Genomic DNA, 21,587 nt, shown 5'->3' on the forward strand with positions numbered 1-21,587 from the left:
TGGCAAGAATATCGACGAGACATGGTCAATTTTTCCGCATTTTGGCGGGCTGTGGCCCTCCGGTCGCCCAGTCCAGCAGTTCCGCGGTGTGAACGACGGGAACGCCGGTGCCCGAACCGATCTGCATCATGCAGCCGATGTTGCCCGCCGCGATCACCTGTGGCCGCGTTGCCTCGAGCGTTGCAACCTTACGCGATTTCAGCTGCCCCGAAATCTCGGGCTGCATCAGGTTGTAGGTCCCCGCGCTGCCGCAGCACAGGTGCGGGTCTGCAGGCTCGACCACCTCGAAACCTGCATCTCTCAACAGTTTCTTCGGATGCGTGGTAATCTTCTGCCCGTGTTGGAGCGAGCAGGCCGCGTGATAGGCGACCCGCAGGGTCGGCGCACCCTCGACCGGGGTCACGCCCAGGTCGGCCATCACCTCGGTCACGTCGCGAGCCAGGGCCGAGACGCGGGCGGCATCCTCGGCAAGCGCTTCGGTGCGGAACATGTGGCCGTAGTCCTTCACCGTCGTGCCGCAACCGCTGGTGTTGATGACGATGGCATCGAGCCCCTCGCCCTCGATCTCGGCCGTCCAGGCGCGAATGTTGGCGGCGGCGCTGGCATGGCTTTCGGCGGTCTTGCCCATGTGATGGGTCAGCGCCCCGCAGCAGCCAGCGCCCTTCGCCACGACGACCTCGCAGCCATGGCGGGTCAGCAGGCGGATCGTCGCGTCGTTGATGTCGGTGTCCAGGGCCTTCTGCGCGCAGCCGGTCATCAGCGCGACGCGCTTGCGCCGCTCGCCCTTGGCCGGGAAGACCTGCGGGCTATCGTTCGCGCTGACCGAGGGGATCCAGTCGGGCGCCATGTCCAGCATCGCCTTCAGCCGCGCGTCGGGTATCAGGCCGCGCAACGGCTTGCCCAGCTTCGCCGCCACCAGCGCCAGCCGGAAGCGCCCCGGATAGGGCAGGATCCGCGCCAGCAGCCAGCGCAGGGCGCGGTCGGTGGGTGGGCGCTTGTAGGTCTTCTCGATGTGCTCGCGGGCGTGATCGACAAGGTGCATGTAGTGCACGCCCGAGGGGCAGGTGGTCATGCAGGCAAGGCACGACAGGCAGCGGTCGATGTGCTTGACGGTCTTTTCGTCCGCCGGGCGCCCGCTTTCGAGCATGTCCTTGATCAGGTAGATCCGCCCGCGCGGGCTGTCGAGCTCGTCGCCCAGCACCTGATAGGTCGGGCAAGTCGCGGTGCAGAAGCCGCAATGCACGCAGGCGCGCAGCACCTGGTTGGAGCGGGCGATCTGCGGGTCGGTGAGCTGTTCCGGAGTGAAATTCGTCTGCATTCTCTATCCTGCGGCCCCCATCCGGCCCGGGTTCAGCACGCCCTTGGGGTCGAACTCGGCGCGAAGACCCGCGCTGATCTTCGCTAGCGGCGTGGGTTCGGGGTGAAACACGCCCAGCCGGGCCTTGGTGTCATCGTCGGCACGGACAAGTGTCGCGTGACCCGAGATGCCGTCGAGCACTGCGCGAATATTCTCGCCGGTCGGCACGCGCAGCCAGACCAGTCCTCCGCCCCAGTCGTAGAACGCCGGATGATCGAGCCCTACCCGGCGGCGCACCTCGGGCCCGTCCGATGGTTTGACCGACACGCGCCAGACATCGCCCGCGCCCTCGCCCAAGGGGCGGGCATCGCGGACCTGCGACCAGAGCGCGGGATCGTCGCTGTCGGCAATCTCGTCGGAAAAGCGGGCCAACAGCTCGCGCAACTGGCCGGCGCGATAGGCGACCGAAGCCTCGAACCCCTCGATACGGATCAGGGTCAGCGGTCCATCCTCGGTCCCCGGCATGTGCGCCGCCCCGGTTACATCGAAGGGCGAGCCCAGCGCCGCCGACATCGCCGCGACCGCCGCGGTGTCGGTCAGCCCGTAAAGACAAAGCGTCGCGCTGCGCTCGGGCGCGGGCAGCAGCTTGAAGGCAACCTCGGTCAGCACGCCCAGCGTGCCGTGGCTGCCCGCCATCAGCTTTACCAGGTCATAGCCGGTGACGTTCTTCATCACCCGCCCGCCGTTCTTGAGCACCGTGCCGCGTCCGTCCACGAAGCGCACGCCGATCAGGCTGTCGCGGCAGGCGCCGGCCTGGATCCGGCGCGGGCCCGAAATATTCGCCGCGACCACGCCGCCGATCGTCGGCGCCCCGTTGGTGCCGTAAAGCGCCCGGTGGTCCATCGGTTCGAACGGCAGGCGCTGGTTCTCGGCTGCCAGCGCGGCCTCGATCTCCTCCAGCGGGGTGCCCGCGCCCGCCACCAGCGTCAGCGCGCCCGGCTCGTAAAGGCGGATGCCGGACAGGCCGCCGGTCTCCAGCGGATCGCCAGTGACTGCATGGCCCAGTCCCACGCGCGTACCGCCGCCGCGGATCGCAAGCCCCCTGCCCTCGGCGGCGGCGGCAGCGACCGCTTCGGCCAGTTCCGCCTCGTCTGCCGGTCTCAAGCCCATGTCTTCTCTATTCTCCAAATACTCCGGGGGTGAATTGGCCCGCAGGGCCAGAAGGGGCAGCGCCCCCTACGCCGCGCGCCGCCTGTCGGTGGTCTCGAGCGGGAAGACCTTCGCCGGGTTCAGCAGCCATTTCGGGTCGAACACATCCTTGACCCGCAACTGCGCCTCGATGTCCTGCGCCGTGTACTGGGTGAGCATCAGGTCGCGCTTCTCTATACCGACGCCATGCTCGCCGGTCAGGCAGCCGCCGACCTCGACGCACAGCTTCAGGATTTCGGCGCCCAGCGCTTCGCAGGTTTCCAGCTGGCCGGGGGCATTGGCGTCGAACAGGATCAGCGGGTGCATGTTGCCGTCGCCCGCGTGAAAGACGTTCGCGACCTCCAGCCCGTATTCCTTGGACAACTCTCCGATCCGACCCAGCACATGCGGGAGTTGGCTGACCGGGATCGTCCCGTCGAGACACATGTAATCGTTGATCTGCCCCATCGCGCCGAAGGCGGACTTGCGGCCCAGCCAGATCGCGGCGGATTCCTCGGCGCTGCGGCTTTCACGCCATTCGCTCGGGTTGTGACGCTCGGCGATCTGCTTGATCTTGGCCAGCTGCTCGGCGATCTCGGCCTCGGAGCCCTCGACCTCGACGATCAGCAGCGCCTCGACGTCCGGGTATCCGGCGTGGGCGAAGGCCTCGCATGCGCGGATGCAGGGGCGGTCCATGAACTCGATAGCGACCGGCAGCACGCCTGCCTTGATGATGTCGCTGACGCAGGCGCCCGCGACTTCGTTCGTGTCGAAGCCCATCAGCACCGGGCGCGCGCCCTCGGGCTTGCGCAGGATGCGCAGCGTCGCCTCGGTGACCACGCCCAGCTGCCCCTCGGATCCGCAGAGCACGCCCAGCAGGTCATAGCCCGCCGCGTCCAGATGGGCGCCGCCCAGTTCGACGATCTCGCCTTCCATCGTGACCAAGGTGACGCCCAGCAGGTTGTTCGTCGTCACCCCGTATTTCAGGCAATGGGCCCCGCCCGAGTTCATCGCGATATTGCCCGCGATGGCACAGGCGAGCTGGCTGGAGGGATCGGGGGCGTAGAAGAAATCGTCCGCCTCGACAGCGCCAGTCACGCTGAGGTTGGTGCGGCCCGACTGCACGCGGATGATCCGGTTGTCATAGTCGGTTTCCAGCACACGGTTCATCTTGGCGACGCCCAAGATGATGCTGTCAGCGGTTGGCAGTGCGCCCCCGGCCAGCGAGGTACCGGAACCGCGCGGGACCACCGGAACCCCCTCGGCATGACACAGCTTCAGCACGGCGGCGACTTCCTCAGTCGAGGCGGGCAGCACCGCGGCCAGCGGCGGGCAGCGATAGGCGGTGAGCGCATCGCATTCGTAGGCACGCGTCTCGGCGGGGTCCGAGATCACGGCATCGGCCGGCAGGATCTGCCGCAGCTTCGCGATGATCTGGTCCTTGCGGTCGATAATGGCCTCGGAGGGCTTGGGCATCTGCATGGGGACCTCCCGGTTCTTTTCCCGATTTTTGCCCGCCGAGCGAAGGATTGCAAACGGCATCGGCACGGGCCACAACTCGGCGATGCTCGACGTGATGAACCCCGGCCCGCTTCTAAGCGCTTTCGCCCCCGCCGACTGGATCGCGGCGGCTCTGACGCTTGCCATGCTGTTCCTGTCGACGCGGCTGATCGAGCACCCGCCTGCGCGACGCCCCTCGACCCATGTGCTGATGCACCACTACCGCCGCACGTGGCTGGAAGAGATGGCCCGGCGCGACGTGCGAATCTTCGACGCGCAGCTTCTGGCGACACTGCGGCAGGGCACGTCCTTCTTCGCCTCGACCACGCTCATCGCCATCGGCGGCGGCGCGGCAGCGCTGGGCCAGACCGAACGGCTCGACTCCGTCGCCAGCGACCTCAACGAGTCGCTCTCCGCCCCCGTCGTCGTGTGGGAGGTGAAGATCCTCTTCGTGATCGCCTTCCTGACCTACGCCTTCCTGAAGTTCGTGTGGTCGATGCGCCTGTTCGGCTATTGCGCCGTCATCATGGCCGCGACACCCAGCGACCAGGACCCACAGGCCGCGCAGGCCATGGCGGCCCGTGCGGCACGAGTGAATATTCTGGCCGACCGCGCCTTCACCCGTGGGCTGCGCGGTCTCTACTTCGCGATCGCGGCGCTTGGCTGGTTCCTCGGCCCCTATGTGATGATCGGCGCCGTGCTGCTGACAGCGTCGATCCTGTGGCGGCGCGAGTTCAAGTCGCAGACCCGGGCGGCGCTGCTGGAAGGCGTGCCGCAACCCTGAGCGGCATCCTCGTCCAATGTATCCAAGAAAAACTGTTGGCGGCGCATCGCCGGCACTGTAGACCTCAATCTGAGCGCTCAGATAAGCGCTCTACCAAGAATGGGGGATGAAATGACCGGAATCATCATGTCGCGGAGGGGTTTCATGGCGACAACGACTGCGGCGGCCATGGTGCCGTCGGTAGCTATGAGCCAGGGCGGCGGCCTGATCGACGCGCATTGCCACGCCTGGAGTGCGGATCTCGACGCCTATCCATTGGCCGAGGGGCGCACAGCGGCAGACCTGAACCCGAAGGAATTTGCCGCGCAGCCGCTGCTCGATCGCTTGGGAACCCATGGGATCGACCGCGTCGTGCTGATCCAGCACATCTGGTACCACGGCTTCGACAGCAGCTATTTCACCGACATGATGGAGGCACATCCGGGCCGGTTCGGCGCGGTCGGTGCTGTGGGCGAGGATCGCGACGATGCGCCCGAGATGATGATCGACCGCAAGGCCAAGGGCATCCGGGGCTTCCGGGTGCGGGGCTTCGATACCGCTTCCTGGGTGGACTCAACCCAGATGAACGCGATGTTCGACACCGCCGCGCGCGAGGGTCTGGCGATCTGCCCGCTGATCCGCAACAACGCCAACATGGATGACGGCGCGCTGCGCCATATCGCGGCGCTCAGCGCAAAGCACCCGGATGCGCAGGTGGTGATCGACCACATGGGCACCGTCCGCCCGGACGAGCCGGAGCGGCTGGCCGAGCTGCTGGCGCTGGCCGAGCATGACGCGGTCTATGTGAAGGTCTCGGGGTTCAACAAGTTCGACACCCCGCCCTACGAGGCGATCGTGCCGCAGGTTCACCAGTTGATCGACGCTTTCGGGACCGAACGGCTGATGTGGGGCTCGGACCTGCCGGTGCTGGAAGAGGAGGCGCCCAACGATCTGGGCGCCGCCGTGGCGCTCGTGCGGGACGGGCTGGGCCTGTCCGAGGCAGAGCGCGACCAGCTGATGCGCGGCACCGCCGAGGCGGTGTTCTTCTGACCTAGCCGAACAGCGACTTGAAGAGGCCGACGTTCTGGCGGAACCCGGCCTCGAAGTCGCCATTGCCGGGGTGGTAGACGCTTTCGAAGGACACCGACCCCGCGTAGCCGTCGCGGTTCAGCGCCTCGGCGATGCGCGGGTAGGCGCCCGCAAGCTGCCCCTGCCCCATCGGCCGCACCTCGAGCGTCGCCTTTGGCGTGTCGACCTGAACGTCCTTGATGTGGATATGGCCGATGTAGCCGTCCTTCAGGGTTTCGTAGGCTTCCTCGGGGTCCTCGTGGCAGTAGCAGGCGTTGGCCGGATCCCAGAGCACCTTCAGCGTGTCCTTGGCCCCGAGGTCGTCGATCAGCTTGCGCGCCGTCCAGGCCGAGTGGACCATCGTGCCGTTGCCGGTCTCGACCACCAGCGTGACGCCTTCGGAGCGGGCCAGTTCCACCGCCGGGGCGATCAGGGGAAGCTGCGCCTCCCATGCGCCCTTGGCGACGTTCCAGACCTCGGCGCCGTGGCTGCCCCAGAGGATCATCTCTTTCTTGCCGGTCATGATCCGCACCAGCTTGCAGTCCAGCGCCTGCGCCATGCCGATGCAGCGCTTGAGCGCCTCCATGTGGCGGGTGTGCTCGGCGTCGCCGGGGCGCGCGTCGGACATGCGCATTCCCGCAAACAGGTGCCGCGAGATGCACGAGACCGGGGTGCCGTGGCGGCGGGTCACGTCGCCCACCGCCGCGATCTGCTCGGCGCTGAGATCGCCGACCTCGGTGTCGCCGATGAACTGAAGCTCGGCCTCGGCCAACCCCGCGTCGACCGCGACGCGCAGGGCGTGATCGAGGTCGCGGCTGATGCCGTCGGTTATGACGCCCAGCCTCACCGGTGCAGCTCCTTGCCGGTGATCTCTTCGGTGATGCGGGTGACGGACCAGTTGTCGCCGTTCGGGTACTTGGTCTTGCCCGCCTGGAACAGCTGCATGGCCGTCGAGGCCGTGAACTGCGGCACGCCCAGCGACCGGGCCATGTCCATGACGATGGTCAGGTCCTTGTACATGGTCGCGATATGGCTGCCGGTGCCCTCGAATTTGCGGTCGATGATGTTCTCCAGCGACGCGCGGACGGCTGGGCAGCCGGCCGAGGAGTTCACGAACACGTCGTGGATCACCTGCCCTTTCACCCCGGCGGCGGCGGCCAGCGCGGCGCTTTCGAACACGCCGGCGAAGATCGCGCCGTTGAGCGATTGCAGGCAGGCTTTCACCGTCTGGCCCATGCCGGGCTCGGTCCCGACGTGGTGGATGGTGCCGGACACCGCCTCCATCACCGGGCGGGCCTTGGCCATCGCCGCCTCGGAACCTGCGGCCATCATCACCAGCGTGCCGTTCTGCGCGCCGGGGAAGCCGCCGGAGACCGGGCTGTCGATCATCTCGATCCCCGTGCCCTCGAGCATCTTGCCAAGGGACTCGGTCTCGTCCCGGATGATCGTCGCGGTCAGGATGATGACCGCGCCGGGCTGCAAAACGGGGATGATCTGCTCGTAGACCGAATGGGCCTGCGCGCCATTCATCACCATGACGAAAACCGCGTCCGCGCCGGTCGCCGCCTCGGCCGCCGAGCCCGCCGGACTGCCGCCGAGCGCCTCGAAGGCTTTCATCCTGTCGGGGGAGAGATCGAAACCGGCGCAGTCGAAACCGGCCTTGATCACGTTCTTCGCCAGCCCGGAGCCCATGTCTCCGAGACCAATCACGCCTACACGCATCGCCAATACCTCCATCGCGTGCGTTCAGGCCTTCTTCCGTCACTGTCGTGACCAGGTGAGGCAATCCGTCAACCCGTCGGCAGACCGTGCCGATGGCCCGCTGATTTGTCTAGAGCGCGCCGCCGGTCGCGGCGCGGTACCAATGGACGATGAGGTCGCGTTCCGAGTCCTCCATCCACGACAGGTTCGCGGGCGGCATGGCGTGGGTGACGCCGGATTGCAGGTAGATCTGCCGGGCGTGGCGGGCGATCTCCTCGGGGCTGTCGAGGCGCACACCCTTGGGCGGCCAGAGGATGCCGTCCCAGCCCGGCTCGGCCGCGTGGCACATGGAGCAGCGGCCCATCACCACATCGGTCACCTGATCGAACCCCTCAGCCGCGGCGAAACGCTGTGCGGCGGGGGTCATCACCTGCTCCTCGGGCTGGCGGAGCGGTTGCGCGGACAGCCACATGATCAGGATGAAGATCACCGCCGTCGCCGCCCAGGTCCAGGTCGGGTTCCCCTTCCGCGCGTGGATGGTGTTGAAATAGTGCCGGATGGTGACGCCCATCAGGAACACGAGGCTGGCGATCGCCCAGTTCCACTGGCTGGCGAAGGCCAGCGGGTAGTGGTTCGACAGCATCAGGAACAGCACCGGCAGCGTCAGGTAGTTGTTGTGGGTGCTGCGCTGCTTGGCGATCTTGCCGTACTTGGCATCCGGCGTGCGGCCCGCCTTCAGATCCTCGACCACGATCTTCTGGTTCGGGATGATGATGAAGAACACGTTCGCGGACATGATCGTCGCGGTGAACGCGCCCAGGTGCAGCAGTGCCGCGCGGCCCGAGAATACCTGCGTATAACCCCAGGCCATCGCCACGAGGATCACGTAAAGGCCCAGCATCAGGCGCGTGTTGTCGTCGCCGAACCTGCTTTTGCAGATGAAGTCGTACGCGATCCAGCCGAACCCGATCGAGGCCAGCGAGATCAGGACCGCGCCCCAGATCGGCAGGTCCATGACCGACGGGTCAACGAGGTAGAGGTCCGCGCCAAGGTAGTAGACCAGCACCAGCATGGCGAAGCCGGTTAGCCAGGTAGAGTAGGCCTCCCATTTGAACCAGACGAGGTGCTCGGGCAGGTTCGCGGGCGCGACCAGGTATTTCTGCACGTGGTAGAAGCCGCCGCCGTGGACCTGCCATTCCTCGCCGTCCGCGCCGCTGGCCAGGTTGCGGTCGCGGTGCAGGCCCAGGTCCAGCGCAATGAAGTAGAAGGACGATCCGATCCAGGCGATCCCGGTGATGACATGCGCCCAGCGGACCGCAAACTCGATCCAGGCTTCGATGACGGCGGCGTCGTACATGGCTCAGCTGCCCCGGTAGGTGGAAAAGCCGTAGGGTGAGACCAGCAGCGGCACATGGTAGTGCGATGCCGCATCCGCGATGCCGAAGCGGATCGGCACGATATCGAGGAACGCCGGTTCGGGCAGGTCCTGGCCAGTGCGCAGGTGATAGGCGCCGACGTGGAACTCCAACTCGTAGGTGCCGGTGGCGAAGGTCTCGACCGGCAGGATCGGCGCATCGGTGCGCCCGTCGCTGTTAGTGACGCGGGTGGTCAGGTGAATCCGCTGGTTCCCGTCGATCCGGTAGAGCGAGACCTCGATCCCCTCGGCGGGCAGGCCGAGGGCCGTGTCCAGCACATGCGTGGTCAGGAAACCGCCCGCCGGTTCGTTCATCGCATCTCTCCGGATTGTCCTCGCCCGCGTGGGGCGTCTATTGTCGGCGCGATGTTGCGTCGCAACGCAGCCCGATACAAGACCCGAGGTTCCATGCCCGACCGCTATTCCCGCGACTTGCACGGCTACGGCCAGACGCCCCCCGACCCGAAATGGCCCGGCAACGCGAAGGTCGTTGTCCAGATCGTCATGAACTACGAAGAGGGCGGCGAGAATTCGATCCTGCACGGGGACGAGGCCTCGGAAGCGTTCCTGACAGAAGTCGTGGGCGCCCAACCCTGGCCCGGCAAGCGCCATTGGAACATCGAAACGATGTACGAATACGGCAGCCGCGTCGGATTCTGGCGGCTGCACCGGCTGTTCACCCAGATGAACGTGCCGATCACGGTCTATGGCGTGACCGCGGCGCTGGCCCGCGGCCCGGCGCAGGTCGCCGCCATGCAGGACGCCGGGTGGGAGATCGCCAGCCACGGGCTGCGCTGGATCGAGTACAAGGATTTCTCGGCGGACGAGGAACGCGCCCATCTGCAAGAGGCGATCCGCCTGCACACCGAGGTCACCGGCGAGCGGCCACGCGGCTGGTACACCGGTCGCTGCACCGAGCGGACGCTGGACCTGATCGCCGAGGAGGGCGGCTTTGCCTGGTGCGCCGACAGCTATTCGGACGAGTTGCCCTACTGGCACCACCACGAGGGCCGCGACCAGCTGGTGATCCCCTATTCGCTCGACGCCAACGACGCGCGTTTCGTCGGCGCACCCGGCTTCAGCCACGGGCAGGATTTCTACACCTACCTGCATGATGCGTTCGATACACTCTACGAGGAAGGCCACCACGGCCCGGCGCGGATCCTGTCGGTCGGCCTGCACTGCCGGCTGGCCGGGCGGCCGGGGCGGCTGGCGGGTCTGAAGAAGTTCCTGGAGCACGTGAAACGGCACGAGGGCGTCTGGATCGCCCGGCGCATCGACATCGCCGAACATTGGGCCAAGACGCATCCGCCCGTCGCGTGGGAGCGGCCCTCGCGCATGGACCGCGAGGCCTTCGTCGCCAAGTGGGGCGGGATCTTCGAGCATTCGCCGTGGATCGCCGAACGCGCCTATGAACTGGAGCTTGGCCCCGCGCATGACACCGCCGTCGGCCTGCATTCGGCGCTGGCGCGGGCGTTCCGCAGCGCTTCGGAGGACGAACGGCTGGGCGTGCTGCGCGCGCACCCCGACCTTGCGGGCAAGCTGGCCGCCGCCAAGCGCCTGACGCCCGAAAGCAGTGCCGAGCAGGCGAGCGCCGGGCTGGACATGCTGACCGACGCCGAGCGCGCACAGTTCACCGATCTGAACGCGCGTTACACGGCGAAATTCGGCTTTCCCTTCATCATCGCGGTGAAGGACCACGACAAGGCGGGCATCCTGCGCGCCTTCGAGACGCGGCTGGAGAACGACCGAGAAGCCGAGTTCGCCACCGCCTGCAAACAGGTCGAGCGCATCGCCGCCCTGCGCCTGAAGGACCTGCTGCCATGAGCACCTACGCCCTGCCCGAGACCGGCCTGCCCGGCCAGACCGAGGTGATGACCGACCGGGCGATCTTCACCGACGCCTACGCGGTGATCCCGCGCCGCGTGATGCGGGACATCGTCACCAGCTACCTGCCCGGCTGGACGGGCACCCGCGCCTGGATCATCGCGCGCCCGTTGACCGGATTCGCCGAGACGTTCGCGCAGTACATCATGGAGGTCGCCCCCGGCGGCGGCAGCAACGCGCCCGAGCCGGACCCCGAAGCACAAGGCGTGCTGTTCGTCGTCGGCGGCGCGCTGACCGTGACCGTCGAGGGCGAGACCGAAACGCTGGCCCCCGGCGGCTATGCCTACATCCCAAGCGGCGCGGCGTGGTCGGTGGCGAATGACGGCACCGATCCGGCGACATTCCACTGGGTCCGCAAACAGTGGGAACACGCCCCCGGCATCGACAAGCCCGAGGCGTTCTTTGCCGACGAGACGCAGATGGCCCCGATCCCGATGCCGGGCACCGACGCCTGGGCGACGACGCGCTTCGTCAAACCCTCGGACCTGCGCCATGACATGCACGTGAACGTCGTAACCTTCCTGCCGGGCGGCAACATCCCTTTCGCCGAGACCCACGTGATGGAACACGGGCTCTATGTGCTGGAAGGCAAGGCGGTCTACCGGCTGAATGGCGACTGGGTCGAAGTCGAGGCCGGGGACTTCATGTGGCTTCGGGCGTTCTGTCCGCAGGCCTGCGTCGCCGCTGGGCCGGGGCCGTTCCGCTACCTGCTCTACAAGGACGTGAACCGGCACCCGAAGCTTAAGGTCGGCGGATGATCCGCATCGAGCCGCTGACCGCCGAGGCTTTCGCCCCGTTCGGCGACGTGCTGGAGGTGTCGGGCGATCCCGACAAGATCATCAACCAGGGCAATTGCGGGCGCTGGCACGATCTGGCCGCGCTGGACATGGACGGCGGGCGCGCTGGCATCAGCCTGTTCAACGCCCGGCCACGTGCCCTGCCGTACACGCTAGACATGCTGGAGCGGCATCCGCTGGGCGCACAGGCCTTCCTGCCGATGACGCAGGAGCCGTTCCTGGTGATCGTCGCCCCAGATGCGGGCGGCAAGCCGGGCACGCCGCGCGCCTTCCTGACCGCACCGGGCCAGGGGGTGAACTATCACCGGGGCACCTGGCACGGGGTGCTGACACCGCTTTCCGAGCCGGGGCTGTTCGCCGTGGTCGACCGGATCGGTGAGGGAAACAACCTGGAAGAACACTGGCTGGAGGACCCGGTCACGATCACGCGCTAGGGGGAAGCGATGGCACTGACGGACACGGCTCGCGCGCGGATTCAGGCGCGGCGGGACTACCTGATGGAACACGGCTCCCGGCTGGTAATCGACGGCGATGTGCATCCGACCGATGCCGACGCCCTGCCGCCGGAGATGGCCGAGCGCATGGCGCGGGATCCGGACTATTTCCACGGCCGCGCGCTGCTCTCCGAGCGGCTGGTGCCGCAACTGGACCAGGCGGGCGTGGACATGGCGCTCTGCTGGCAGAACCCCGCGACGCTGCCCTATTCGGGGGACAAGGCCGACAACGCCCGGCGCTTGCGCGAGGCGAACGCCCGGATCTCGGCGCTGGCAGAGCGGCATCCGACGCGGGTGATCCCGGCGGGCTGGACCGATCCCAAGGCGCTGGGCACCGAGGCGGCGGTCGCGCTGGCCCGCACCTGCGTCGAGGAGTTCGCAATGCCGGTGGTCAAGATGAACCCGGCACAGAACGCCTATCCGATCGACGATCCGATGGTGATGGAGGTGGTGGACGAGATCGTCTCGCTGGGCGCGGTGCCCGCGTTCCATTTCGGCGCGGACACCGGGTTCACTCCGACCGAGGGGCTGGCGACGGTCGCCGCGCGGCACCCGGAGCATCCGGTGATCGGCGTCCACATGGGCGGTGGCGGCGGGCATTTCGTTGAAAGCGAAGAGACCTACCAGAGTGCCCGCAAGCTGGGGCTGGCGCAGCCGAACGTGTTCTATGTGCTCAGCGCCAAGCGGGACGCGCACATGGAAAGCGACCTGATCGCCTATGCCGACGCAGGTGCTGCGCGGCTGGCAGTGGCGAGCGACGCGCCTTACGGCGGGATCGCCTGGAACTTCGGCGGTTTCCGGACCCTCTTCGCGCGGCTTTCCGACGGCGCGGCGCATGGCGATCCGCGACTGGCGGCGCGCCCCGGCCTGTTTGACGAGGCGATGATCGCGGGCTTCATGGGCGGCAACCTCGCCGCGCTGATCGCCGAGGCGGATGCGCGGCTGCTGGGCTAGTCCCCGACCACGCCGACGTTCTGGCGGGTCACGGCCACGGACTTGATGACGCCATAGCAGGATACGCCGGGCACGATCCCAAGTGCACGAGCCGAGCGACGGGTGATGCGCGCCAGCAGCAGATCTTCGCCCGCTTTCAGCTGCACCATGACGCCCGGCCCTTCGCCCTCGCGGACGGCGGCGACCGTGGCTGGCAGGATGTTGAGGGCGGAGAGACCATCGGGGCGATTGCGGGACAGGATCACGTCGCGCGCCTCGATCCGGATACGGATCTGCGCGCCCGGCGCTGCGTCTATGGCCGGTAGTACCAACGTTCCGCCCGAAACGGAGATCTCGGTCAGGCCGTCCTCGTGGTGCTGCGCGACGCGGCCCGTGAGCACGGCGCCCGCGTCCGCCACGCCCAGCGCCGGGATCGCGGCGACGTCCGACAGCACCTCGGCGGCGGGGCCGATGCGCTGCACGCGCCCCTGGTCCAGCATGACGACCGTGGTGGCAAGCCGGGCGACCTCGGGGACCGAGTGGCTGACGTAGATCACCGGCACCTGAGTTTCGTCACGCAGGCGTTCGAGATAGGGCAGGATCTCGGCCTTGCGCGGGTCGTCGAGGGCGGCCAGCGGCTCGTCCATAAGCAGCAGTTGCGGGGCGGACAGCAGCGCGCGGCCGATGGCGACGCGCTGACGCTCGCCGCCCGAAAGCGCACCGATGCGGCGGTCCAGAAGCGCGCGGATGCCCAGCAGGTCGACGACATGGTCGAAGTCCTCGGACGGGTCGCGGGCGAACAGGCGGCCGTATTTCAGGTTTCGCGCGACCGAGAGGTGCGGAAACAGCCGGTCCTGCTGGAAGACATAGCCGACGCGGCGGCGATGCGGCGGCAGGAACCGCCCGGCGTCCGTGTCCATCAGCACCGTGCCGTTGACCGAAACCCGCCCCGCGTCCGGCCTCAGCAGTCCGGCGACCGCGTTCACGACCGATGTCTTGCCCGAGCCCGAGCGCCCGAACAGAACCGTCACGCCCGGCGGCGCGTCGAAAGCGACGTCCAGCGCGAAGCCGGGAAAGTCGTGGGCAAGGCGCACCGACAGGCTCATCGGCCTGCAATCCACTTGGCGACGCGGGTGGCGACCAGTTCCGACAGCAGCAGCGCGCCCATCGCCACGGCGACCGAGACCAGCACCAGCCTCAGCGCCGAGGATTCTCCGCCCGGAACCTGAAGGAAGGCGTAAATCGCCGAAGGCAGGGTCTGGGTCTGGCCGGGGATGTTCGACACGAAGGTGATCGTCGCGCCGAACTCGCCCATCGCCTTGGCAAAGGCGAGGATCGCGCCGACGATCACGCCGGGCAGGATGAGCGGCAGGGTGACGGTCAGGAATACCCAGATCCGCGAAGCCCCCAGTGTAGAAGCCGCCTGTTCCAGCCGCGGGTCCACGGCCTCGATCGCCAGCCGGATCGCGCGAACCATCAGCGGGAAGGCCATGATCCCGGCCGCGAGCGCCGCACCGGTCCAGCGGAAGGCGAAGACAATGCCGAAGGTCTCTTCGAGAAACTGGCCGGCAGGCGCGCGGCGGCCGAAAGTCGTCAGCAGCAGGTAGCCGGTCACGACGGGGGGCAGGATCAATGGCAGGTGAACAAGGCCGTTGAGCAGCTGCCGCCCCGGAAAGCGCCAGCGCGCCAGCGCATGTGCGACGAAGATGCCGGGCGGCAGGCTGACCAGCGTGGCCCAGAACGCGACGCGCAGAGACAGCGCAACGGCTTGCCATTCCTCGGGTGAGAGCCAGTCCGCCACGGTCAGTCGGGAACCATGAAGCCGTGGCGGCGGAACACCTCGGCCGCTTCTGGGCCGGAGAGCCATGAAAGCAGCTCGCGGGCCTCGGGGGTGGCGGCCGTGATGGCGGCCACCGGGTAGCGGATCGGCGGGTGACTGCCCGGCGGAAACTGCGCGGCGACGGTCACCTCGGGCTCGGCGGCGGCGTCGGTGGCGTAGACGACGCCGAAGGGGGCCTCGCCGCTGGCGACCAGCACCAGCGCGGCGCGCACGTTGTCGGCCTGCGCGGCCTTTGGGGCGAGATCCTCCCACAGGCCCAGCGCCTGAAGGGCCGCCTTGCCGTAGATTCCGGCCGGCACGGCCTCGATCAACGCCATCGCCAGCCGCTCGTCCCCCAGCGCTTGCGACAGCGCCCCGGGTGCAAGTGGGTCGGGCAGCGAGACGCCGGGAGCGGCGATCAGCACCAGCGTGTTGCCAAGCAGGTCCACCCGGCTGGCCTCGTCGATCAGACCATCTGCCTGGAGCACATCCATCCAGTCTTCGTTGGCCGAGAGGAACAGGTCCGCAGGGGCCCCCTGCTGGATCTGCCGCGCGAGCGCCGAACTGCCTGCGTAGGAAGTGACCACCTCGTGTCCGGTCTCTGCCTCCCAAAGCGCGGCGGCCTCGTCCAGCGCGTCGCGGGTGCTGGCGGCGGCGAACACGGTCACCGTTCCGGCCCCGGCGGGGGTGGCCAACGCAAGCAGGGCGGCAAGGATCAGGCGGTGGATCATCGAGGCGGCTCCTTCGCCCTGCAGCTAAGCGACCGCGTGGGGGCGGGGCAAGACCCTAGGCTGCGGCGCGTTGCCCGTAGAACCGGGTCAGCAGGATCGGCGTCAGGTACATGGGCACCTGATAGCAGCCGATGAAGATCAGCAGCGGATCTGTGATCTCGGGCGGCAAGGCGACCAGGAACAGCGCGATGTTCCGGTTGCCCGCAACGATCGAGACTGGCACCGCCGCTTCGCGCCCGCGCATGAAGGCATGGGTCGCAAGTTGCAGGCCGAAATTGGCGGCGACGGCCACGGCCAGCCACGCGGCGACGGTCAGCGGCTCGGTCCGCAGCGCGGGGCCGAGGGCGGACATCAGGCCAACGACCAGCACTCCCAGCAGGATCGCCGATAACCCATCGAGCGCCTCGCGGTTCCGGTCGGACAGCTCTTTCGCCACGGTCGCGCGCAAGGCAAATGCCGCGAGGACCGAGACCGCGATCACCGCGAAAAGACGCAGGGCGGCGACAACCACCGCCTGCGGCTCGCCCAATGCGGGGGAAAGCAGCAGAACCGGCATCACGGTCAGCGGCACCAGCGCCGTGCCGAGGATCAGCAGGCGCATCGCCGGGGCCGGGTCGCGACCCAGCATGACGGTGAAATTCGGGCTTCCGGTGATCGACGGCGCGGAGAGCATCAGGACCAGCGCCACGGCCAGCGGCGTCTGCGCCTGGCCGAGCGGCAGCAGGACCAGCACCAGCGCCACAGGCAACGCGCAATGCAACAGCAGGACCAGCCCGGCAGAACGACCCAGATCCCGCAAGCCCCCCACAGCCCGGCGCGGGCCGATGCGGAAGGCGTTGAGAAACAGCAGCAGCGCTACCAGCAGCGGCAGCCAGTCGCGCAGGAACCGCGCGACCGAGGGCAGCAGCAGCCCTGCCAGAAGCCCCGCGACAAGGCAGAACCGCCCGTTGCGGGCGGCAAGATGCAGCAGGGCAACCACCGTCTAGCTGCCCGGCGCCTGGCGAATATTGTCGGGCAGCCAGGTGGCAAGTTCCGGAAAGGCGATCAGGACGAAGACCATCACCACCATGATCGCGAACATCGGCAGCGCAGCGCGGGCGATGAAGCTCATTTCGTGGTTGGTCATGCCCTGCAGCACGAACAGGTTGAAACCGATGGGCGGGGTGATCTGCGCCATCTCCACGACGACGACGATGAAGATGCCGAACCACACCAGATCGATGCCTGCCTGGCGGATCATCGGCTCGACCACGGCCATGGTCAGCACCACGGACGAAATCCCGTCGAGGAAACAGCCCAGAATGATGTAGAACACCAGCAGCGCCATCAGCAGTTCGAACCGGCTGAGTTCGAGCGAGGCGATCAGGTTAGCCAGCCCACGTGGGATGCCGGTGAAGCCCATCGACAGCGACAGGAAGGCCGCGCCCGCCAGGATCAGCGCGATCATGGCGCTGGTGCGCACCGCGCCCATCAGGCTCTCGCCGAAACTGCTCCACGTCAGCGAGCCCTGCCCGGCCGCCAGTGCCAGCGAGCCGAGCACGCCGAAGGCCGCCGCCTCGGTCGCGGTGGCGAAGCCGAGGTACATCGAGCCGATCACCAGCAGGATCAGCAGGATCACAGGCACCAGAAAGCGGGAGTTCTTCAGCTTCTGGGCGAAGCTCATCACCGGCTCTGGCTTGGGATTGAAGTTCTTCGACAGCTGCGAGGTGACGGCGACATAGGCCATGAACATGCCCGCCAGCACGAGCCCCGGCAGGATGCCCGCCATGAACAGCTTGGAAATGCTCTCGCGCACCGTCACGCCGTAGACGATCAGCGTCAGCGAGGGCGGGATCATGAGGCCCAGCGTGGCGGCACCTGCCAGTGTGCCAATGATCATACGTTCCGGGTACTCGCGGGCGCGGAGTTCCGGCACCGACATCTTGCCCACGGTGGTCAGCGTCGCGGCGGAAGAGCCAGACACCGCCGCGAATACCGTGCAGCCGACGATGTTGGTATGAATCAGCCCGCCCGGCAGACGTGCCATCCAGGGGGAAAGGCCCCGGAACATGTCCTCGGACAATCGGGTGCGGTAGAGGATTTCGCCCATCCAGATGAACAGCGGCAACGCCGTGAGCGTCCACGAGGACGAGGCCGTCCAGACGATGGTCGCCATAGCATCACCGACGGGACGAGGGGTGAAAAGCTCCATCCCCACCCAGGCGACGCCCAGCAGGGCGAGCCCGACCCACACGCCGGTGCCCAGCAGCAGGAACAGAACGAAAAGGAAGATCGCGATCGCGCCTATTTCGCCCATGTCATTCCGCCCGGCTTTGCTGCGACGTGTCGGACTTGATGCCGTGATCGCCCGCGAAAATGATCTGGATCAGGTGGTCGGTCAGCGCCACGGCGAAGACGACCGAGCCAATGGCCATCGGCATCTGCGGGATCCACAGCGGCGTCGCGTCCTGCCCCTGGCTGACATCGCCAAGCTTGCGGGACCACAGCACCATGTTGATCGCGTAGCGCGCCAGGAACCAGGCGGCGACGGTACCGATGGCGAAGCACCAGAGCTCCAACCAGCGGCGGTGGCGACCAGCGGCGTTCAGCAGGATGCCGACGCGGATGTGCGCGCCCCGGTTCAACGCATGGGCGAAGGCGAAGAAACTGGCCCCGGCCATGCAGTAGCCCGCGTAGCTGGCCGCGCCGGGGAAAAGCAGGCCGGTCCAGCGGGCGACCATCTGCGCCACGATGATGACGAGCATTGCGATCAGGAACCCTGCGGCGATGACGCCGCAGCCATAGTAGATCGCGTCGAGCGTGCGTCGGATGAATCTCAGCATCGGCAATCCGCCGGGCGGGACGCCGAGGGCGCCCCGCCCGCGATGATCAGTTGCCGGCCAGGAAGGCGTCGACGATCGACTTGCCCTGCTCGCCCGCGGATTCGAGCCATTCGGCGGTCATCGTCTCACCGATCTCGGCCAGCCCGGCGCGCAACTCGTCGCTGGGCGGGGTCACACTCATGCCGCCTTCTTTCAGGCCGTTGAGGTAGAAAGTGGTCAGCTCGCGCGACTTGGCGAGCCCTTCCTCGGCGGCGGCGGCGGCACAGTCCTGCATGGCGGTCTGCTGTTCGGCGCTGAGCCCGTCCCAGGCGTCCTTGTTGGCGAAGACCGTGTTGCGCGGCAGCCAGGCGTCGGCCTCGTAGAAATGGGACAGGTGCTCCCACACCTTTTCGTCGTAGCCGGTCGAGCCCGAGGAGACGAAGGCTTCGGCCACACCGGTTGCAAGCGCCTGGCTCAGCTCGGCGGCCTCGATCTGCACCGGCTGCATGCCGGCGAGTTCCGCAAGGCGCGCGGTCGCGGCGTTGTAGGCGCGGAACTTCAGGCCCTTGAGGTCCTCGACGGTCGCGATCTCCTTGGGTGCATAGAGGCCCTGCGGCGGCCATGGCACCGAGTAGAGGTGCACCAGGTTCTGGCTTTCCAGCAGCTCGGACAGGGCAGGCTTTGCCGCCTCGGCCAGTTTCACCGACGCGTCGAACGAGGTCGCCAGGAACGGCACCGAGTCATAACCGAAAAGCGCATTCTCGTTGGCGTGGGCGGACAGCAGGCGCTCCCCGATCAGGGCTTGGCCGGTCTGCACGGCCCGCTTGATGTCGCCGCCCGAGAACAGCGACCCGTTCGGGTGGGCGACGATCTCGATCTCGCCGCCGGTTGCCTCGCCCACGCAGGTCGCGAAGCTGGCGGCGGTTTCCGAGTGGAAGTTCGTCGCCGGGTAGGCCAGCGGCATGTCCCAGGTCTCGGCGAAGGAAGGCGCGGCCAGCGCGGCGGTCAGCGCGGTCGCGGCGAGCAGATGCGTTGTCTTGGTCATCTTGTTTTTCCCTGTTGCTGAAGCGGGGCGTGTCATCCGCCCTTGCGGTGGAACCGTGAAGGAGAATACGGGGCAAGGTCAATATTCGGCTGCCGTCCCGAAACAAGTTGCGCCAGCAGCCGACCGGTGCGCGGCCCGCCGGTCAGGCCGACATGATGGTGGCCGAACCCCATGTATGCGCCGCCTACCGCCGGAACCGCGCCGATCACCGGGATCGAGTCGGCAGGCGCGGGTCGGTGGCCCATCCATTCCCTTTCCTCGGCCCAGCTGATGCCGGGCAGCGCGGCGCGTACCTGGCGGCGCAGCAGGTCGAACGGCGCGCGCGAGGGTGGCGCATCCAGGCCGCCGAACTCGACCACGCCCGCAAGGCGCAGTCGGCCCTCCATCGGCGTGGCGACGAACTTGCCCGAGGCGACCATGACCGGCGAGCGGGGCATGACCGACGGGTCCCATAGTTCGAGGTGATAACCGCGTTCGGATTCCAGCGGCACCTCGACCCCAAGGCTGCGGGCCAGCGGACCGGACCAGGCGCCCAGCGCCAGCACGGCAGCCTCGCAGGGCAGTGTTTCCGTGGAAGTGCGCACGCCGGTGACCTGCCCGTTCTCGCGGACGATATCGGTGACCTCGGCCTTGACCATCCGCCCGCCTTGCCGCTCGAAATGCGCGGCAAGTGCCTGGACATAGGCGCCGGGGTCCGAGATGCGACCGTGACCCTCCATCCGGACGGCGTAGTTCAGGTCGCGCGAGAAGGCCGGGTCGTAACCGTGGAACTCGTCGCCCTCCATCTCGTCCCAGTCGAAACCGAAGCGGCGGCGCAGGTCCCAGCCGAACGTGTCGCCGTGGAAGTGGTGCCGGTCGCGGTAGACGTAAAGGTAATCCGAGGGGACGATCCAACGCTCGGCGCCGGTGCCCTCGGCTAACGCGAGGTGATCGTTCAGGCTGTCGCCGATGATGTCGACCAGCGCGGCAGCGGCGCGGGTCGCGCCATCCTCGTTGGCGTTGCCTAGGTAGCGGCGCAGCCAGGGCAGCAACCGCGGCAGGTAGCCCCAGCGCAGGAACAACGGCTGGTTCGGGTCGAACAGCATCCGCGGCGCCTTGCGCACCAGCCCGGGCACCGTGACCGGCACGATCGAGCAGGAGGCCAGCACCCCGCCATTGCCGTAGCTCGCCCCGGCGGCGGGCCCCTCGCGGTCGATCAGCGTGACCTTGTGACCATCGCGCTGCAGCCAGATCGCGGTCGAGACGCCGACGATGCCCGCGCCGATGACGCAGACCTCGCGGGAAGTTTCCGATGAAAGAGGTGACGGCACGGGCGGCGCATCCTTGTGCCAAGCGGTTGACGGGCCGGGCATTCTTGGCGCTGGCCGCGGTTCGTGTCAACGTGCGCCCCGACCGGTTTTCGAAGGACCAAGACGATGCGCGTGACAGGTGGCCGCCCGATACAGGGCGCCTCGGTGGGAATCCTGATGCTGGAGTCGCGGTTTCCGCGTATTCCGGGCGACATGGGCAATGCGGCGACCTGGCCGTTCCCGGTGCTCTACCGCGTGGTCCGCGACGCCTCGCCCGGCCGCGTGGTACGCGAGCGGGCCGAAGGGCTGCTGCCCGCCTTCATCGAGGCCGGGCGGCAGTTGCAGGCGGACGGGGTGGACGGGATCACCACCAGTTGCGGGTTCCTGTCACTGTTCCAGCAAGAACTGCGGGAGGCGCTGGACGTGCCGGTGCTGGCCTCGTCGCTGATGCAGGTCGCGCAGATCGACCAGATGCTGCCACGCGGGCAGCGCTGCGGGGTGCTTACAGTGTCGGCCAGCGCGCTGACGGCGGACCACCTGCGCGGCGCGGGCGCGTCCGAGGACACGCCTATCGCCAGCACCGAAGGCGGGAGCGAGTTCACCCGCGTCTTCCTAAACGACGAGCCGGAGCTGGACCCGCAAGCAGCCGAAGCGGACAACGTTGCCGCCGCGCGCGACCTGCTGGCCCGTCACCCCGAGGTCGGCGCCATCGTGCTGGAGTGCACCAACATGACCCCCTATGCCGCCGCGATCCGGGCGGCGACGGGGGTGCCGGTCTATGCCATGCCGGGCTTCGTCGGCTGGTTCCAATCGGGGCTGCAACCCCGGCGCTGGCCCCTGCACGAGGGGCCAGCCTGAGG

At 67.8% G+C, this 21,587-nt stretch carries 22 protein-coding genes; 7 read left to right on the top strand and 15 right to left on the bottom strand.

What is annotated here, in order from left to right; translation table 11 throughout:
* Positions 1 to 25 precede the first annotated feature (25 nt).
* The 3 genes from glcF to ACW9UR_RS17375 all read right to left on the bottom strand — a co-directional run bounded on the left by glcF (position 26) and on the right by ACW9UR_RS17375 (position 3,967).
* Entirely contained in the window at positions 26 to 1,318 is a 1,293-nt protein-coding gene (gene glcF, locus ACW9UR_RS17365) for a glycolate oxidase subunit GlcF (RefSeq protein WP_458918316.1), read from the bottom strand.
* Between the two features lie 3 nt (positions 1,319 to 1,321).
* Positions 1,322 to 2,461, bottom strand: a complete 1,140-nt coding sequence (gene glcE, locus ACW9UR_RS17370; protein ID WP_458918647.1) for a glycolate oxidase subunit GlcE — start codon at positions 2,459 to 2,461, stop codon at positions 1,322 to 1,324.
* Positions 2,462 to 2,533: 72 nt separating this feature from the next.
* Positions 2,534 to 3,967: an FAD-linked oxidase C-terminal domain-containing protein gene (locus tag ACW9UR_RS17375; protein ID WP_458918317.1), complete on the bottom strand. Its 1,434-nt coding sequence runs from the start codon at positions 3,965 to 3,967 to the stop codon at positions 2,534 to 2,536.
* On the opposite strand from ACW9UR_RS17375, the gene ACW9UR_RS17380 reads away from it, so the two are divergent.
* Both ACW9UR_RS17380 and ACW9UR_RS17385 read left to right on the top strand, forming a co-directional pair.
* Positions 3,966 to 4,769: a DUF599 domain-containing protein gene (locus ACW9UR_RS17380; RefSeq protein WP_458918318.1), complete on the top strand. Its 804-nt coding sequence runs from the start codon at positions 3,966 to 3,968 to the stop codon at positions 4,767 to 4,769. The two genes, ACW9UR_RS17375 and ACW9UR_RS17380, sit on opposite strands and share 2 nt — an antisense overlap.
* A gap of 144 nt (positions 4,770 to 4,913) precedes the next feature.
* The gene (locus ACW9UR_RS17385; protein ID WP_458918319.1) at positions 4,914 to 5,798 is read left to right on the top strand and encodes an amidohydrolase family protein; all 885 of its coding nucleotides are present in this window, start codon (positions 4,914 to 4,916) and stop codon (positions 5,796 to 5,798) included.
* A gap of 1 nt (position 5,799) precedes the next feature.
* Here the strand turns inward: ACW9UR_RS17385 and ACW9UR_RS17390 are convergent, their stop codons facing one another.
* The 4 genes from ACW9UR_RS17390 to uraH all read right to left on the bottom strand — a co-directional run bounded on the left by ACW9UR_RS17390 (position 5,800) and on the right by uraH (position 9,246).
* Positions 5,800 to 6,663, bottom strand: a complete 864-nt coding sequence (locus tag ACW9UR_RS17390; RefSeq protein WP_458918320.1) for a sugar phosphate isomerase/epimerase family protein — start codon at positions 6,661 to 6,663, stop codon at positions 5,800 to 5,802.
* A complete protein-coding gene (locus ACW9UR_RS17395) occupies positions 6,660 to 7,538 on the bottom strand; it encodes an NAD(P)-dependent oxidoreductase (RefSeq protein ID WP_458918321.1) in 879 nt (292 codons plus the stop codon). The genes ACW9UR_RS17390 and ACW9UR_RS17395 overlap by 4 nt, the downstream gene beginning before the upstream one ends.
* A gap of 109 nt (positions 7,539 to 7,647) precedes the next feature.
* A complete protein-coding gene (locus tag ACW9UR_RS17400; protein ID WP_458918322.1) occupies positions 7,648 to 8,874 on the bottom strand; it encodes a urate hydroxylase PuuD in 1,227 nt (408 codons plus the stop codon).
* Between the two features lie 3 nt (positions 8,875 to 8,877).
* Positions 8,878 to 9,246, bottom strand: coding sequence for a hydroxyisourate hydrolase (gene uraH / locus ACW9UR_RS17405; protein WP_458918323.1), 369 nt, complete (start codon positions 9,244 to 9,246; stop codon positions 8,878 to 8,880).
* Positions 9,247 to 9,339: 93 nt separating this feature from the next.
* Between uraH and puuE the strand changes: the two genes are divergently transcribed.
* Genes puuE through ACW9UR_RS17425 form a run of 4 tightly spaced genes read left to right on the top strand, consistent with a single transcriptional unit; the run spans position 9,340 to position 13,063 of the window.
* Positions 9,340 to 10,758 (top strand): allantoinase PuuE, encoded by a 1,419-nt coding sequence (puuE, locus tag ACW9UR_RS17410; protein WP_458918324.1) that lies wholly within the window; start codon positions 9,340 to 9,342, stop codon positions 10,756 to 10,758.
* The gene (locus ACW9UR_RS17415; protein ID WP_458918325.1) at positions 10,755 to 11,576 is read left to right on the top strand and encodes a bifunctional allantoicase/(S)-ureidoglycine aminohydrolase; all 822 of its coding nucleotides are present in this window, start codon (positions 10,755 to 10,757) and stop codon (positions 11,574 to 11,576) included. The genes puuE and ACW9UR_RS17415 overlap by 4 nt, the downstream gene beginning before the upstream one ends.
* The gene (locus ACW9UR_RS17420) at positions 11,573 to 12,049 is read left to right on the top strand and encodes an ureidoglycolate lyase (protein ID WP_458918326.1); all 477 of its coding nucleotides are present in this window, start codon (positions 11,573 to 11,575) and stop codon (positions 12,047 to 12,049) included. Before ACW9UR_RS17415 ends, ACW9UR_RS17420 begins: the two co-directional genes overlap by 4 nt.
* 9 nt (positions 12,050 to 12,058) lie before the next feature.
* Positions 12,059 to 13,063 carry an amidohydrolase family protein gene (locus ACW9UR_RS17425; RefSeq protein WP_458918327.1) on the top strand — a complete coding sequence of 335 codons (1,005 nt, stop codon included), beginning with the start codon at positions 12,059 to 12,061 and terminating at the stop codon, positions 13,061 to 13,063.
* Here ACW9UR_RS17425 and modC read toward each other — a convergent pair.
* The 8 genes from modC to ACW9UR_RS17465 are packed head-to-tail and all read right to left on the bottom strand — an operon-like array spanning position 13,060 to position 20,748.
* The gene (gene modC / locus ACW9UR_RS17430; RefSeq protein WP_458918328.1) at positions 13,060 to 14,148 is read right to left on the bottom strand and encodes a molybdenum ABC transporter ATP-binding protein; all 1,089 of its coding nucleotides are present in this window, start codon (positions 14,146 to 14,148) and stop codon (positions 13,060 to 13,062) included. The genes ACW9UR_RS17425 and modC overlap by 4 nt on opposite strands.
* A complete protein-coding gene (gene modB, locus ACW9UR_RS17435; RefSeq protein WP_458918329.1) occupies positions 14,145 to 14,843 on the bottom strand; it encodes a molybdate ABC transporter permease subunit in 699 nt (232 codons plus the stop codon). Before modB ends, modC begins: the two co-directional genes overlap by 4 nt.
* Positions 14,844 to 14,845: 2 nt before the next feature.
* Entirely contained in the window at positions 14,846 to 15,592 is a 747-nt protein-coding gene (modA, locus tag ACW9UR_RS17440; RefSeq protein ID WP_458918330.1) for a molybdate ABC transporter substrate-binding protein, read from the bottom strand.
* Between the two features lie 55 nt (positions 15,593 to 15,647).
* Complete coding sequence (locus ACW9UR_RS17445; protein ID WP_458918331.1) at positions 15,648 to 16,571, bottom strand: hypothetical protein; 924 nt, start codon at positions 16,569 to 16,571, stop codon at positions 15,648 to 15,650.
* A 3-nt stretch (positions 16,572 to 16,574) separates the two neighbouring features.
* Positions 16,575 to 17,888 (bottom strand): TRAP transporter large permease, encoded by a 1,314-nt coding sequence (locus ACW9UR_RS17450; protein ID WP_458918332.1) that lies wholly within the window; start codon positions 17,886 to 17,888, stop codon positions 16,575 to 16,577.
* A gap of 1 nt (position 17,889) precedes the next feature.
* Positions 17,890 to 18,414, bottom strand: coding sequence for a TRAP transporter small permease (locus ACW9UR_RS17455; protein WP_458918333.1), 525 nt, complete (start codon positions 18,412 to 18,414; stop codon positions 17,890 to 17,892).
* 46 nt (positions 18,415 to 18,460) lie between these two features.
* A complete protein-coding gene (locus tag ACW9UR_RS17460; protein ID WP_458918334.1) occupies positions 18,461 to 19,438 on the bottom strand; it encodes a TRAP transporter substrate-binding protein in 978 nt (325 codons plus the stop codon).
* 32 nt (positions 19,439 to 19,470) lie between these two features.
* A complete protein-coding gene (locus ACW9UR_RS17465; protein WP_458918335.1) occupies positions 19,471 to 20,748 on the bottom strand; it encodes an NAD(P)/FAD-dependent oxidoreductase in 1,278 nt (425 codons plus the stop codon).
* A 105-nt stretch (positions 20,749 to 20,853) separates the two neighbouring features.
* On the opposite strand from ACW9UR_RS17465, the gene ACW9UR_RS17470 reads away from it, so the two are divergent.
* Complete coding sequence (locus tag ACW9UR_RS17470) at positions 20,854 to 21,585, top strand: aspartate/glutamate racemase family protein (RefSeq protein ID WP_458918336.1); 732 nt, start codon at positions 20,854 to 20,856, stop codon at positions 21,583 to 21,585.
* Positions 21,586 to 21,587 lie beyond the last annotated feature (2 nt).

It is taken from the genome of Halovulum sp. GXIMD14794 (assembly GCF_054457455.1).

Excerpts from the sequence above, each read along its gene's own strand:
- glcF (WP_458918316.1), bottom strand. The coding sequence starts at position 1,318 with ATGCAGACGAATTTCACTCCGGAACAGCTCACCGACCCGCAGATCGCC.
- ACW9UR_RS17380 (WP_458918318.1), top strand. The coding sequence starts at position 3,966 with ATGGGGACCTCCCGGTTCTTTTCCCGATTTTTGCCCGCCGAGCGAAGG.
- ACW9UR_RS17375 (WP_458918317.1), bottom strand. The coding sequence starts at position 3,967 with ATGCAGATGCCCAAGCCCTCCGAGGCCATTATCGACCGCAAGGACCAG.
- ACW9UR_RS17385 (WP_458918319.1), top strand. The coding sequence starts at position 4,914 with ATGGCGACAACGACTGCGGCGGCCATGGTGCCGTCGGTAGCTATGAGC.
- ACW9UR_RS17395 (WP_458918321.1), bottom strand. The coding sequence starts at position 7,538 with ATGCGTGTAGGCGTGATTGGTCTCGGAGACATGGGCTCCGGGCTGGCG.
- ACW9UR_RS17400 (WP_458918322.1), bottom strand. The coding sequence starts at position 8,874 with ATGTACGACGCCGCCGTCATCGAAGCCTGGATCGAGTTTGCGGTCCGC.
- uraH (WP_458918323.1), bottom strand. The coding sequence starts at position 9,246 with ATGAACGAACCGGCGGGCGGTTTCCTGACCACGCATGTGCTGGACACG.
- puuE (WP_458918324.1), top strand. The coding sequence starts at position 9,340 with ATGCCCGACCGCTATTCCCGCGACTTGCACGGCTACGGCCAGACGCCC.
- ACW9UR_RS17415 (WP_458918325.1), top strand. The coding sequence starts at position 10,755 with ATGAGCACCTACGCCCTGCCCGAGACCGGCCTGCCCGGCCAGACCGAG.
- ACW9UR_RS17420 (WP_458918326.1), top strand. The coding sequence starts at position 11,573 with ATGATCCGCATCGAGCCGCTGACCGCCGAGGCTTTCGCCCCGTTCGGC.
- ACW9UR_RS17425 (WP_458918327.1), top strand. The coding sequence starts at position 12,059 with ATGGCACTGACGGACACGGCTCGCGCGCGGATTCAGGCGCGGCGGGAC.
- modC (WP_458918328.1), bottom strand. The coding sequence starts at position 14,148 with ATGAGCCTGTCGGTGCGCCTTGCCCACGACTTTCCCGGCTTCGCGCTG.
- modA (WP_458918330.1), bottom strand. The coding sequence starts at position 15,592 with ATGATCCACCGCCTGATCCTTGCCGCCCTGCTTGCGTTGGCCACCCCC.
- ACW9UR_RS17450 (WP_458918332.1), bottom strand. The coding sequence starts at position 17,888 with ATGGGCGAAATAGGCGCGATCGCGATCTTCCTTTTCGTTCTGTTCCTG.
- ACW9UR_RS17455 (WP_458918333.1), bottom strand. The coding sequence starts at position 18,414 with ATGCTGAGATTCATCCGACGCACGCTCGACGCGATCTACTATGGCTGC.
- ACW9UR_RS17460 (WP_458918334.1), bottom strand. The coding sequence starts at position 19,438 with ATGACCAAGACAACGCATCTGCTCGCCGCGACCGCGCTGACCGCCGCG.
- ACW9UR_RS17470 (WP_458918336.1), top strand. The coding sequence starts at position 20,854 with ATGCGCGTGACAGGTGGCCGCCCGATACAGGGCGCCTCGGTGGGAATC.